Source organism: Cupriavidus sp. SK-3 (genome assembly GCF_000611145.1).
Lineage (GTDB): Bacteria > Pseudomonadota > Gammaproteobacteria > Burkholderiales > Burkholderiaceae > Cupriavidus.
Genome location: NZ_JFJV02000222.1, coordinates 1 through 13,052 on the forward strand (window position 1 = coordinate 1; position 13,052 = coordinate 13,052).

11 protein-coding genes are annotated in these 13,052 nt (G+C 67.2%); 2 read left to right on the forward strand and 9 right to left on the reverse strand.

What is annotated here, in order from left to right; genetic code table 11:
* Positions 1-100: 100 nt before the first annotated feature.
* A complete protein-coding gene (locus CF70_RS22410) occupies positions 101-1,618 on the reverse strand; it encodes a CoA-acylating methylmalonate-semialdehyde dehydrogenase (protein ID WP_035869886.1) in 1,518 nt (505 codons plus the stop codon).
* 35 nt (positions 1,619-1,653) lie between these two features.
* Positions 1,654-2,985, reverse strand: a complete 1,332-nt coding sequence (locus CF70_RS22415) for an aspartate aminotransferase family protein (RefSeq protein WP_035869889.1) — start codon at positions 2,983-2,985, stop codon at positions 1,654-1,656.
* Positions 2,986-3,336: 351 nt separating this feature from the next.
* Here CF70_RS22415 and CF70_RS22420 point away from each other — a divergent pair, with 351 nt between their 5' ends.
* The gene (locus CF70_RS22420; RefSeq protein ID WP_035869893.1) at positions 3,337-4,851 is read left to right on the forward strand and encodes a PLP-dependent aminotransferase family protein; all 1,515 of its coding nucleotides are present in this window, start codon (positions 3,337-3,339) and stop codon (positions 4,849-4,851) included.
* Positions 4,852-4,882: 31 nt separating this feature from the next.
* Here CF70_RS22420 and CF70_RS22425 read toward each other — a convergent pair whose 3' ends face one another.
* The 7 genes from CF70_RS22425 to leuC form a co-directional block, all read right to left on the reverse strand.
* A complete protein-coding gene (locus tag CF70_RS22425; RefSeq protein WP_035869967.1) occupies positions 4,883-5,461 on the reverse strand; it encodes an acyloxyacyl hydrolase in 579 nt (192 codons plus the stop codon).
* A 396-nt stretch (positions 5,462-5,857) separates the two neighbouring features.
* The gene (locus CF70_RS22430; protein WP_035869895.1) at positions 5,858-7,048 is read right to left on the reverse strand and encodes a M24 family metallopeptidase; all 1,191 of its coding nucleotides are present in this window, start codon (positions 7,046-7,048) and stop codon (positions 5,858-5,860) included.
* 48 nt (positions 7,049-7,096) lie between these two features.
* Positions 7,097-8,065: a Bug family tripartite tricarboxylate transporter substrate binding protein gene (locus tag CF70_RS22435; RefSeq protein WP_035869899.1), complete on the reverse strand. Its 969-nt coding sequence runs from the start codon at positions 8,063-8,065 to the stop codon at positions 7,097-7,099.
* Between the two features lie 204 nt (positions 8,066-8,269).
* The gene (locus CF70_RS22440; RefSeq protein WP_035869903.1) at positions 8,270-8,908 is read right to left on the reverse strand and encodes a TetR/AcrR family transcriptional regulator; all 639 of its coding nucleotides are present in this window, start codon (positions 8,906-8,908) and stop codon (positions 8,270-8,272) included.
* A 101-nt stretch (positions 8,909-9,009) separates the two neighbouring features.
* On the reverse strand, positions 9,010-9,894 hold the full coding sequence (locus tag CF70_RS22445) for an alpha/beta fold hydrolase (RefSeq protein ID WP_035869906.1): 885 nt from the start codon (positions 9,892-9,894) through the stop codon (positions 9,010-9,012).
* Positions 9,895-9,907: 13 nt separating this feature from the next.
* Positions 9,908-10,567 (reverse strand): 3-isopropylmalate dehydratase small subunit, encoded by a 660-nt coding sequence (leuD, locus tag CF70_RS22450; RefSeq protein WP_235185160.1) that lies wholly within the window; start codon positions 10,565-10,567, stop codon positions 9,908-9,910.
* The gene (gene leuC / locus CF70_RS22455) at positions 10,560-11,978 is read right to left on the reverse strand and encodes a 3-isopropylmalate dehydratase large subunit (RefSeq protein WP_035869908.1); all 1,419 of its coding nucleotides are present in this window, start codon (positions 11,976-11,978) and stop codon (positions 10,560-10,562) included. Before leuC ends, leuD begins: the two co-directional genes overlap by 8 nt.
* A 151-nt stretch (positions 11,979-12,129) precedes the next feature.
* Between leuC and CF70_RS22460 the strand changes: the two genes are divergently transcribed.
* Entirely contained in the window at positions 12,130-13,050 is a 921-nt protein-coding gene (locus tag CF70_RS22460) for a LysR family transcriptional regulator (RefSeq protein WP_035869911.1), read from the forward strand.
* Positions 13,051-13,052 lie beyond the last annotated feature (2 nt).

Genomic DNA, 13,052 nt, shown 5'->3' on the forward strand with positions numbered 1-13,052 from the left:
TCGTACGCACTTGGGTGCAATAACCATCGCCGTTCAAAGAAACAGCGACCACCCCCACAAAAAAAACGTGCCCCCCATCATCCAGCCCAACCCAAAACCCTCACTTAGCCACCGGCATCGTAAATTCCGCACCCTTGCCGATGCTGTCCGGCCAGCGCTGCATGATGCTCTTGTACCGCGTATAGAAGCGAATGCCTTCTTCACCATAAGCATGGTGATCGCCGAACAGCGAACGCTTCCACCCGCCAAAGGAGTGCCATGCCATCGGCACCGGAATCGGCACGTTGATGCCGACCATGCCAACCTGGATCTGGCGCGAGAAAGCGCGCGCCACGCCGCCGTCGCTCGTATAGCACGACACGCCATTGCCATACTCGTGCGCGTTGATCAGGTCCACCGCCTGGGCAAAGTCATGCACCCGCACCACCGACAACACCGGCCCGAAGATCTCTTCCTTGTAGATCGTCATGTCCGGCGTGACATTGTCGAACAGCGTGCCGCCGACATAGAAGCCATCTTCATGCCCTTCGACCTTGTGGCCGCGGCCATCGGTCACCAGCTTCGCACCCTCTTCCACGCCCTTGGCGATATAGCCTTCCACCTTGGCCTTGTGCGCGGCGGTCACCAGCGGACCCATCTCGGCATCGGCTTCCATGCCGTTGCGGATCTTCAGCGACTGCGCGCGTTCGGCCAGGCGCGGGACCAGCTTGTCGGCGACGTCGCCCACCGCCACGGCTACGGAGATCGCCATGCAGCGTTCGCCTGCCGAGCCATAGGCCGCGCCGATCAGTGCGTCCACAGCCTGGTCGAGGTCGGCGTCGGGCATCACCACCAGGTGGTTCTTGGCGCCGCCCAGGGCCTGCACGCGCTTGCCGTGCTTCGTGCCCTCGGTATAGATGTACTCGGCGATCGGGGTCGAGCCGACGAAGGACAGCGCCTGCACATCCTTGTGCGCCAGCAGCGCGTCGACGGCTTCCTTGCCGCCCTGCACCACGTTGAACACGCCGTCCGGCAGGCCGGCCTGCTTGAGCAGGTCGGCGATCAGCAGCGAGGGCGAGGGATCGCGCTCGGACGGCTTGAGCACAAAGGTGTTGCCGCAGGCCAGCGCCACCGGGAACATCCACATCGGCACCATCACCGGGAAGTTGAACGGCGTGATGCCGGCCACCACACCCAGCGGCTGGCGCAGGTTCCAGTTGTCGATGCCGCCGCCGATGTTGTCGGTGAAGTCGGTCTTGAGCAGGTTGGGAATGCCGCAGGCGAATTCCACCACTTCGATGCCGCGGGTGACTTCGCCCTTGGCGTCCGAGAACACCTTGCCGTGCTCGCGCGTGATCAGCGCGGCGAGGTCGTCATGGTGGCGGTCGAGCAGCTCCTTGAACTTGAACAGGATGCGGGCGCGCTTGAGCGGCGCGGTCTCTGACCAGGCCGGGAAGGCCGCGTGCGCTGCAGCTACCGCGGCATCCACGTCCTGCGCGGAGCCTAGCGCCACGCGCCCGGCCACCGCGCCGGTGGCGGGGTTGAATACGTCGGCATAACGGTCCGACGAGGCGGCGCGCACGGTGCCACCGATGTAGTGCGCGATGTCGGCGATCTGCCGGTTTTCTGCGATGTTCACGTCAGTGTTCCTTGTGTTGTTCCTGCCATGCGTGCTTACTGCACTTCCTGCAGGACCTTCTTCACGGTGTCGAACATTTCGCCGATCTGCTCTTCCGTGATGATCAACGGCGGCGAGAAGGCGAGGATATCGCCGGTGTAGCGCACCAGCACGCCGCGTTCCAGGCATTTGAGGAAGGCCTCGTAGCCGCGCGCGCCGGGCTGGCCGGGACGCGGCTCCAGTTCTATGCCGGCCACCATGCCGAGGTTGCGGATGTCCTTCACGTGGGGGGCGCCGCGCACGGCGTGCACAGCGGCTTCAAACTTGGGCGCCAGTTCGGCGGCACGGCCGAACAGGTTCTCGTTCTTGTAGATATCCAGCGTGGCGATGGCCGCGGCCGCTGCCAGCGGATGGCCGGAATAGGTGTAGCCGTGCAGGAACTCGATCGCGCCCGGCGCGGCGGAGTTGACCACGGTGTCGTGCACTTCGCGCCTGACCGCCACCGCGCCCATCGGCACAGCCGCGTTGTTGATGGCCTTGGCCATGGTGATCAGGTCCGGCGTGACCTTGAAGCGCTCGGCGGCAGTGGCCGCGCCCAGGCGGCCGAAGGCGGTGATGACTTCGTCGAAGATCAGCAGGATGCCGTGCTTGCTGGTGATCTCGCGCAGCTTTTCGAGATAGCCCACCGGCGGCACCAGCACGCCGGCCGAACCGGCCAGCGGCTCGACGATCACGGCTGCCACGTTGGACGGATCGTGCAGGGCCAGGATGCGCTCCAGGTCCTCGGCCAGGTGCCCGCCCCATTGCGGCTGGCCCTTGGAGTAGGCAGCCTCGGCAATATTGAGCGTGGCCGGCAGGTGGTCCGTGCCAGGCATCAGGTTGGCCGAGAAGGCCTTGCGGTTGCCGCCGATGCCGCCCACCGCCATGCCGCCGAAGCCCACGCCGTGATAGCCGCGCTCGCGGCCGATAAAGCGGGTGCGCTGGCCTTCGCCGCGCGCGCGGTGGTACGCCAGCGCGATCTTCAGCGCGGTGTCGACCGATTCCGAACCCGAGTTGGTGAAGAAGATGCGGTCCAGCCCGGACGGCATGATGGCGGCCAGCTTGGTGGCGGCCTCGAATGTCAGCGGGTGGCTCATCTGGAATGGCGGCGCATAGTCCAGGGTCTGCACCTGCCGCGCGACCGCTTCCGAGATCTCCTTGCGGCAGTGGCCGGCAGCCACGCACCACAGGCCGGCGCAACCGTCGAGGATCTGGCGGCCGTCATGCGAGGTGTAGTACATGCCGCTGGCCGAGGCGAGCAGGCGCGGCGCCGCCTTGTACTGGCGGTTGGCGGTAAACGGCATCCACAGGGCATCGAGATCGGGGATCACGGTCTTGGCGGCATCCATACGTCCTCCTCAGGGCATTGGCTCGGGCGGCGGCGGTTGCGCCGCACCGGGGTTGTCGAGTGATTCTGGCGAATGCGGCCACTGTAGCGGCCCGGCCCGGCTTAAAGAATATACGGTCGGCAAAACATCACCTGACCGTACAGTTAAGACTATGACAACCGTACAGAATTCAAAAGGCGCGCTACATGCCGGCTTGCCGCCATGCTCGGCCCCGGCGTGCCCCGCGGCGCGCAATCCCGCCCCGGAAGCCATGTTCGCGCTGCGGCGCCGCAATGCCGCGCGGGACGAAGACGCTTCCCATCGCACCACTACGGCCACTAAACTGTACAGGTTGATTCTGACATATGACGCATGCTAAACCTTGAACTGGTCCGCAGCCGGCGCAGCGGGGACACCCTGACCGAACAGATCGTGGCCGGCATCGCCAGCCTGATCGACCGCCGCGTGCTGCGCGCCGGCGTGGCGCTGCCCTCGGTGCGGCGCTTCGCCCAACAGCATGGGGTCAGCACATTCACCGTGGCCGAGGCCTACGGCCGCCTGACCGCGCTGGGCTACCTCGGCGCGCGCGTGGGTTCCGGCTATACCGTGGCGCACCGCCACGCACCGGCCGGCCAGGCGCCGGCGGCGCGCTGGGAGGCACCGGGGCTGAATGCCGCCTGGCTGTTGTCCGACGTGTTCGCCGACCATTCGGTGCCCATCAAGGCGGGCGCGGGCTGGCTGCCCGGCGACTGGCTCAACGAGGAGGGACTGCACCAGGCCATGCGCGCCGCGGCGCGGGTGCCCGCGGCGCAGGTCTCGGGCTATGGCCATCCTTACGGCTTTGGCGCGCTGCGCGAGCATATCGCCGCCGGCCTCAGCCAGTACGGCATGCCGGTCCAGGCCCAGCAGGTGGTGCTGACCCAGGGCGCCACGCAGGCGCTGGACCTGGTGGTGCGCACCTTGCTGCGGCCGGGCGACACGGTGCTGGTGGAAGACCCGTGCTACTGCAACCTGCTGCAGATCCTGCGCCTGGCGGGGCTGCAGGTGATCGGCGTGCGCCGCACCGCCAGCGGGCTGGACACCGACGCGCTCGACCACGCCATCAGGAGCCATGCGCCGCGTGCCCTGTTCGTCAACACCGTGCTGCAGAATCCCACCGGCGGCACGCTTACCAGCATGAACGCGCACCGCGTGCTGCAACTGGCCGAGCAATACCGGCTGCTGGTCGTGGAGGACGATATCTACCGCGAGCTGGCGCCCGCCGGCTCGCCCATGCTGGCGGCCATGGACGGCCTCTCGCACGTGATCTACATCAACGGTTTTTCCAAGACCATCACGCCGTCGCTGCGGGTGGGCTACCTGGCAGCCAGCCCCGATCTGGCCAAGGCGCTGGCCCGCACCAAGATGGCGGTGGGGCTGACGTCATCGGAAGTAACGGAACGGCTCGTGTATTCGGTGCTGACCAGCGGCCACTACGGCCGCCACGTGGCGGCGCTGGCCGAACGGCTGCGCGCCCAGCAGGACCGGATTACGGAGAAGATGGAAGCGCACGGGCTGGAAGTGCTGCTGCGCCCGGAAGGCGGCATGTTTGCCTGGGCACGGATGCGCCCGCAAGACGGGAACGAGCAGGCCGCCCTGTCAGGCAACCGGCTGGCAACGCTGGCACTGGAGCACGGCATCTGGCTGGCACCGGGCTCCTACTTCGAGCCGGAAGAAGGCGACTCGCCCTGGATACGGTTCAATGTCGCGACCACCGACGCGCCCGCGCTATGGCGCTTTTTCGACACGCTGCGCGGCGCGGATAGCCGGGGGGCGGAGACCGGGCTTCCCGAGCCGGCCTCGCGCGCGGCGCGCAATCCGCGTGCCGGCATGGTCAAGCTGGCCTGAGCGCCGGCCCGGGCCAGCCGCCGTTGCGGGTTCAGAAACGATAACGCATGTAACCCGTGTAAAAACCGCTACCCGGATTGGGCTGCTTGATACCGGCATTGGAGACATGCTGGTAGCGGAAGCCGGCTTCGTAGGCAGTCTTGGGGCCGAATGCCATGCCTACGCCGATCATGTCGGAGAACTGGAACAGGCTGCCGGAGCGGTGCTCGTCCGAGGTGGCCTTGTGGCTCATCATGCGCACGCCTACCGAAGCTTCCAGGAAGGGGACCAGCGAGCCGCCGCGCTTTTCCAGGCGAAAGATCGGCGAAAAACCGAACTCGGTCACATTCTGGGCATTGGTGCCGCTGCGGGCATTCCATTCGGCCAGTTCGGCCTCCCACTGCAGCTTGACCAGCCAGCCCTGCGGGTTGCCCCAGGCAAAGCCTGAATCCCAGTTGACGCCGATTTCGTACTTGTTGAGGTTGTGGCCAGGATCGCGGCCGAAGGCCACGTGCACCCCGGGATCGGCATGCGCCAGCGCGCTGGTACCAAGGGCAGCCACGGCGCCAAGCGCCTTGATATGCGTTACAAGCCGGTGGGCAAGGCCGGCGTCGTTCTTCTTTCTGGTCATGTGCATGGTGGGTGGTGAATACCGCGAAGAATGGCAAGTCCTAGCGAAAACCTTGCCACCTCCCAGCGGCAAGGCCGACCACCCGTACTCAGGACCAGAGGCGTTCCACCACCCAGCTCGCGGTCACGCAGATCGCGAGCCAGGCGCTCATGCATCCGGCAATAAATCGGTAAGTCATGTCAATTTCCGCAACAAACGCCTGGGGACAAGCGAATAATTCCGGAATTATACATCCATCCGTGAATGTATGTTGAGGGCTGACGCGGATTCGGCTAGGGCCTGACTTAATGGTCAGGGATTATGCGCCTCCGGGCAGAGTAATGCTTGCGGTACCAGAGCCCTGTTGCCGCAGTGCGTCAACCCTCCTGGCCTGTGGTGCCCGGCGGCACCCGCCTCTCACCCCACCGTTGCGTATTCCAGCGTCTTTGGCGTCTTCACGATGACCTCGGGGCGTTCGCCCACCACCACCGTATCGTCCAGCCGGAAGCCCCCCAATCCGTAGACATAGATGCCGGGCTCGGCCGAGTACACCTCGCCCTGCAACAGCGCCCGCGTATTGAAGGCCATGTCTTCCGGGTACTCGTGCAGCATCAGGCCGACCGCGTGGCCGGTGCGGTGAAAGATGTACTCGCCCAGGCCCGCGCGCTCGATCACGGCCTGTGCCGCAGCGTCCATATCGCAGACGCGGCGTCCGGTCACCGCGGCCGCTACCGCGGCATCGGTGGCTTCGGCGGCGACCTCGTAGCAATGTGCCTGGCGCGCATCCGGCCTGCCGCAGAACCAGGTGCGTTCGTTCTCGACGTAGTAGCCATTCAGGCGCGGCAGGATCAGGTTGACGATGGTGTCGCCGGCCGCGATGCGCGCCCCGCACGCGGCGCCGTCGCCATGCGGCGACGCCGAGGCGGGCCCCGTCAGTGTCCAGCACTTGAGAATGTCGAAATCCTCGCCGGGGAAACGGCGCGCCGCTTCCTCCACCATCAGCGCCGACATGGCGTGGTCCAGCTCCTGCACCAGCCGGCCTGCGCGGATATTCTCGCGATAGCGGTCCTGCACCCAGTCGGTCAGCGCCCCCAGTTCACGCATCACCTGCAGTTCCTCGGCATGCTTGACCCAGCGCATGCCGCGCATCTCGGCCAGGGCCGGGCGCAAAGTAAGCTCGGGCAGGTAGCGCTGCGCCGCCGCCAGGATCGGGTGCGCCACATCGACGGCAATGCGCGAACCGCCCAGCCCGTGCGCGGCCAGCAGCGACGCCACCACCTCTGGCAACTGCGGCGCCAGCGCCAGCCGCCGCGAGACACGCGGATGCTCGGCATAGTAGGTCACATCGCGCAGCCAGACCTTCTCCTTTTCCGCGCACAAGCGCATATGGTTGGTGGACAGCTCATTCATCACCGCGAAGGGCTCGCCGTTGCGCGGCACGAACACAAATACGGGACGCTCCCACGGCCAGACATCAAGCTGGAAATTGGTGGCGAACTGGAAGAAGTCCGGGGTGGCGAATACCAGCGCGTCAACGCGGAGGCGGTCCATCAGCGCGTGCATCATGGACAGTCGGTAGTCGCGCACGGCGGTCGTGATCTGGGGCATGTCTTGTCTCCTTGAAAGTCGGTGCGGTAAAGCCAGGCGTGGTGCGGATCAAAGGGCGATGCCGAGCTTGCGGATCAGCGGGCCCCAGGCCTGCGCGTCGCGCTGCATATAGCGCTGCACTTCGTCAGGCGGGCCCTTGATCGGCTCCAGGAACTGGTTGGCCAGCTTGTCCTTGAACGCGGGCTCGTCCATGGCCGCATCGATGTCGGCATTGATCTTGCGCACCAGCGGCGCCGGCGTGCCGGACCTGGCGACGATCGCGTACCAGCCCGGCACCGCCACGTCGTAGCCAAGCTCCTTGAATGTGGGCACATCGGGCAGCGCCGCCAGGCGCCGCTCGCCGGTCACCGCCAGCGGCACCAGCTTCTTGCCGGTGATATAGGGCTGCACGCCCGCCAGCACGTTCATCATCGCCGGGGTCTCGCCCGACATCAGGCTGGTCGATCCGCCGGCGCCGTTGAACGGCACATGCTGCAGCTTGATGCCGGCACGCTCGGCCACCAGTTCCATGGCCAGGTGCGTGGAGTTGCCGATGCCACCGGAGGCATAGCTGATGCCGCCCGGCCGCGCCTTGGCCAGCCGCACGAACTCCGCGAAGCTGGTGGCATGCATGGCCGGCGCCACCACCAGCACGAAGGGCGAGTTCGCCAGCATCGCCACGCCGGCCAGGTCGCGCTGCGGCACATAGGGCAGCGAGGGATACAGGAAGGGATTGAAAGCCAGGTTGGAAACGCCGGCGAAGAACAGCGTGTAGCCATCGGCCGGTTGTTGCAGCACGTAGTTGATCGCCAGTACGCCATTGGCGCCTGGCCTGTTTTCCACCACCACGCTGCGCCCCCAGCGCTTGCCAAGCGCTTCGGCCAATGCGCGCGCGAGCACGTCGTTGCCGGTGCCGCCGGCCTGTGGCACCACGAGCCGCACTGGGCGCTGCGGCCACGCCTCCGCCCGGCCGGCGGCGCCATATGACATTCCCGCCACGGCTAGCGCGGCGCCCACTATCAGCGTTCGTCTCTTCATATCGTTCTCCTTTCGAGCCCCTTGGACGCGCCTCATGACGGACGCGTCCGGTTTACTGTACCATGTGGTACACGCGAAAGAAAACAGGACCGGCACGGGGCCTGCCATCGAGGCAAGAGCCGGTGAGAAAGCTTGAAAGGGAAGCGGAGACGCGTTGCCGCGGCAAGAACTGCTGCGCGGCGCCGTGATGGCGCCGCGTCGGGATCAGGCTTCGTGGCCGGGCTTTGCGCCCGCCGCCCTGGGCGCGTTCTGCATGCGCGCGAAATACTTCAGCGCGGCGGTGGTGCCCTTGCGATCGCCCGTGGTAACGAGATCCAGCAGCAGCCCGCGCATCGTGGCCACCTCGACTCGGGCACGCAGCTTCGCCTCGCTGGTGCTCAACCCGAGCTGCTTGTGAAAGCGCTCGGTCAGCGCGCCGGTCCAGCTGCCGATCACGTCATCGAGGAAGACATGGAAGCGCTCGCGATCGCGAATGGCGCGTCCGTATATCTCGAACAGCAACTGGATGATGGGCAGGTAGTTGTCCGCCGAGTAGCGCGCCCAGGCCACTTCCAGCGCCCGCGCGGGATCGGCCTCGCTGGCGGCCAGGCTGGCGCGTGCATCCAGTTCGGCATGCCGGATGCGGCGCAGCACCGCTTCCCAGAACTGATCGCCGGAGCCGAAGTAGTAGATCAGCATGCGGTGGCTGGTACCGACCGCTTCGGCGATATTGCGCAGCGAAAGGTCGCCGATGCCGTGCTCCAGCACATGGCGCACGGCGGCGTCCAGCAACTGGATGGCCTGGTCGCTGGTGGCGCGGCTTTCGGCAAGCGTATCGGCGGCGGGGTTCTTGCGGGGCGGCATGGATGGGCGAGACGCGATCGGTTGGGCACGGGTGCGAAGACAGCGAGTGTAAGCCAGCCCGGCGCGTCATGCATCCACCGCCTGCCGCGCGCCCGGCGCGCTCAGCCTGCGCCCAGCAGGAAGGGCAACGTTTCCTCCAGCAGCAATGCCGGCGCTTCCTCCGCGATGTAATGCCCGCAAGGCAGGCTCTTGCCATCCACGCTGCGCGCCACCTTGCGCCACTCTTCCAGCGGCGCGAAGCAGCGGCCCACGGCGCCCTGTTCGCCCCACAGCGCCAGCATGCCGCACTCGACCTTGCGCCCCGCGGCCAGGTCGGCACGGTCGTGATCGAGATCGACCGAGGCGCTGGCGCGGTAGTCCTCGCACAAGCCGTGCGCCGCGCCGGGCAGGCTGAGGCAGCGCAGATACTCGGCCATGGCCGCCTGCGTGAATGGCGCCAGCCCGGCGCTGCGGCTGCCCATGGTGTTGCGCAGGTAGAGCGCCGGATCGGCCTCGATCAGCGTCTCGGGAAACGGCGCGGGCCGGATCAGGAAGAACCAGTGGTAGTACGCCAGCGCGAACTGCAGGTTGGTCTGCTCGTACATCGCCAGCGTGGGCGCGATATCGAGCGTGACCAGCCGCCGCACGGCATCCGGATGGTCCAGCGCCATGCGGTGGGCCACGCGCGCACCCCGATCGTGCGCCATCACCAGGAAGCGCTCGAAGCCCAGCGCGCGCATCACTGCCACCTGGTCCTGCGCCATGCTGCGCTTGCTGTAGTTGGCATGGTCGGGCAGCCCGGCGGGCTTGCCGCTGTCGCCGTAACCGCGCAGGTCGGTGGCGACCACGGTGAAATGCCGGGCCAGCGCGCCGGCCACCTTGTGCCAGATCACATGCGTTTGCGGATGGCCATGCAGCAGCAGCAAGGCCGGGCCCTGGCCGCCGACGACGGCATTGATCTCGACTTCGCCGCAGCGGATGCGGCGCGGGGTAAAACCTTCGAACACGATCGGTCCTCCTTCAGACGGACAGCCGCGCCATGGTCTTGGCGGCGACGTCCTGCAGCCAGGGCTGCGCATGGTGATGCCGCCGCGCGAACCCGGCGATCCGCGACGACTGTGCCAGCGTCGCGCCGATCATGTCCAGGCCCTGGCGGAACAGGGTGCGATGGCGCTCGGCCAGCGTGAAGCCGGCGCGCACGGCACCCGCGCTCACCGTCATGGCCGCGAGGTCGATCTCGATCCTGGCCGGCACTTCGCGCGACACCTCGGCCATCAGCGCGTCCACTTCGGACTGCCGCAGCATCACCAGCAGCAGGCGGTTGTTGATCGCATTCGAGTAAAAAATCTCGCCAAAGCTCGGCGCGATCACCGCGCGGATGCCGAATTGCTGCAGGCCCCACACCGCGTGCTCGCGGCTCGAACCACATCCGAAGTTGGGTCCCGCCACCAGCACGCCCGCGCCCCGGTAACGCGGCTGGTTGAGCACGAACTCCTGGCGCGGCACACCTTGCGCGTCGAAGCGCAAATCGTAGAGCAGGCCACGGTCCAGCCCGGCCTTGTCGATGATGCGCAAGAACTGCTTGGGCATGATCTGGTCGGTGTCGAGATTGCCGATGGGCAGGGGCGCGCCGAGGGCGGCGATCAGATCGGCATCGGGGTCAGGCATCGAATCAGGCATCGGTATGCTCCAGGCGGCGTACATCGGTGATACAGCCGGTCAGCGCGGCGGCGGCGGCCATCGCGGGACTCATCAGGTGGGTGCGCCCGGCGCGCCCCTGGCGTCCCTCGAAATTGCGGTTGGTGGTGGAGGCGCAGCGCTCGCCCGGCGCGAGCACGTCGTCATTCATGGCCAGGCACATGGAGCAGCCGGGCTTGCGCCACTCGAAGCCGGCATCGAGCAGTACCCGCGCAATGCCTTCGTCCTCGGCCTGCCGGCGCACCGCGCCCGAGCCGGGCACCACCATGGCGCGCACGCCTTCGGCCACCTTGCGCCCGCGCACGATGGCGGCCACCGCGCGCAGGTCTTCGATGCGGCCGTTGGTGCACGAGCCGATAAACACGCGCTGCACCGGCAAGCCCTCGAGCGAGGCGCCCGCCTGCAGGCCGATATAGCCGAGCGCCTTGGCGGCGGCGCTGCGCGCCGTTTCGTCGGCGGCTTCCTCCACCAGTGGGACGCGCGCGTCGATGGGGATGGCCTGGTCGGGGCTGGTGCCCCAGCTCACATAGGGCGCGACGTTGCCGGCGTCGAATCCCAGCTCGCTATCGAAGCGCGCATCCGCATCCGAACGCAGATCGCGCCAGCATGCCAGCGCGCGCTCGCGCATCGTTGCGTCGATATCCGCTGCGCGTGCCAGCACGTAGTCGATGGCACGCGCATCCGGTGCGATCAGCGCGCCGCGCGCGCCAGCTTCCACCGTCATATTGCAAAGCGTCATGCGCGCCTCGATGGTGAGCGCATCGATGGCACTGCCGGCAAATTCCACCACATAGCCGCGCGCGCCCTGGGCGCCGATGCGGCTGATGATATGCAGGATCAGGTCCTTCGCGGTGATGCCGCGCGGCAGCATGCCGTTCACGCGGATGCGCATGTCCTTCGCCACACGGTAGACCAGCGTCTGCGTGGCCAGCACATGCTCCACCTCCGACGTGCCGATGCCGAAGCCGAGCGCGCCCAGCGCGCCGTAGGTGGTGGTATGGCTGTCGCCGCACAGCACCACCATGCCGGGCCGGATCATGCCGTGCTCGGGCGCGATCACGTGCTCGATGCCCTGCAGGGCATCGTCGGTGTCGAACAGGGGTATGCCGTGCTGCACGCAGTTGCGCTTGAGATTGCGCGCCTGCAGCGCCGAGGCAGGATCCTGTATGCGGCGCGGGCTTTCCGCATGAGTGGGGATGACATGGTCCACCACCGCCACCTGCTGGCCAGGCGACGGCACGCCCCGGCCCTGCGCGGCCAGCCCGGCGAATGCCTGCGGGCTGGTGTACTCGTTCATCAGGTGCAGATCCGCGTAGAGCAACACGTGATCGGCGTCGAGCGCGGCCACGGTATGCGAATCCACCAGCTTGCGATAGAAGGTAAGGCCTGACATGGGGCTCTGCCTGCGTTGAATGGCGTTGAATTGGGTTGAAGCGCATCGAGAGACCAGTTTAACCATTGAACCCATCGCTATAATTTCATCTGCAGACTTTCATTCAGTCTCCTGATTCACCAATCCCGGGCCTACCGCATCGTTCCGCATCGTGGACAACTTCTCCGACCTAGCCTTCTTCGTCACCCTGGTCAAGCGCGGCAGCCTGGCCGGCGCGGCCCAGCAGTCCGGCATCACGCCATCCGCGGCCAGCAAGCGGCTGACGGCCCTGGAAACGCGCCTTGGCGTGCGCCTGCTCAACCGCACCACGCGCCGCCTGAGCGTGACGCAGGAGGGCGAGGCTTACCTCGCGCAGGGCGCGCGCATCCTGGCCGAACTGGAGGAACTGGAACAGGGACTGGGCGGCAGCCGGGTAGCGCCGCGCGGGCTGCTGCGGGTCAACGCCACGCTCGGCTTCGGCCGGCGTCACGTGGCGCCGGCAGTGGGCGCCTTCCTGCTGGCCTGCCCAGAGGTGGAGGTGCAGCTTGAACTGACCGACCGGCCGCTCAACCTGGCCGAAGCCGGCTTCGATGTCGGCATCCGCGTGGGCGACCTGCCCGATGCGCGCCTCGCCGCCAGGCCCCTCGCCCACAATCGCCGCCTGCTGTGCGCATCGCCGCGCTACCTGGCCCGCCACGGCGCGCCGGGCTCGCCGCGCGAACTGCAGCAACACCGCTGCATCGTGATCCGGGAAAGCGATGCCACCTACGGCACCTGGCAACTGCACTCGGCGAGCCGGCAGGAGACCGTCAAGGTGCGCGGGCCGGCCAGCACCAACGACGGCGAAGTGGCGCTCGGCTGGGCCTTGCAAGGCCACGGCATCCTGATGCGCTCCGAATGGGAGGTGGCGCCGATGCTCCGGTCCGGGCGGCTGCGGCAAGTGCTGCCCGACTGGGAAACGCCGCCCGCCGACGTGTTCGCGGTATTCCTCACGCGCGACCACCTCACCGCCAAGGTGCGCGCCTTTGTCGATTTCCTGGCGGAGCACTTCGCGGCGCACCGCGTGCAGGGCGCCCCCTATAGCGGCTGGTAGCC

Excerpts from the sequence above, each read along its gene's own strand:
- CF70_RS22415 (WP_035869889.1), bottom strand. The coding sequence starts at position 2,985 with ATGGATGCCGCCAAGACCGTGATCCCCGATCTCGATGCCCTGTGGATG.
- CF70_RS22420 (WP_035869893.1), top strand. The coding sequence starts at position 3,337 with ATGCTAAACCTTGAACTGGTCCGCAGCCGGCGCAGCGGGGACACCCTG.
- CF70_RS22425 (WP_035869967.1), bottom strand. The coding sequence starts at position 5,461 with ATGACCAGAAAGAAGAACGACGCCGGCCTTGCCCACCGGCTTGTAACG.
- CF70_RS22430 (WP_035869895.1), bottom strand. The coding sequence starts at position 7,048 with ATGCCCCAGATCACGACCGCCGTGCGCGACTACCGACTGTCCATGATG.
- CF70_RS22435 (WP_035869899.1), bottom strand. The coding sequence starts at position 8,065 with ATGAAGAGACGAACGCTGATAGTGGGCGCCGCGCTAGCCGTGGCGGGA.
- CF70_RS22440 (WP_035869903.1), bottom strand. The coding sequence starts at position 8,908 with ATGCCGCCCCGCAAGAACCCCGCCGCCGATACGCTTGCCGAAAGCCGC.
- leuD (WP_235185160.1), bottom strand. The coding sequence starts at position 10,567 with ATGCCTGATTCGATGCCTGACCCCGATGCCGATCTGATCGCCGCCCTC.
- leuC (WP_035869908.1), bottom strand. The coding sequence starts at position 11,978 with ATGTCAGGCCTTACCTTCTATCGCAAGCTGGTGGATTCGCATACCGTG.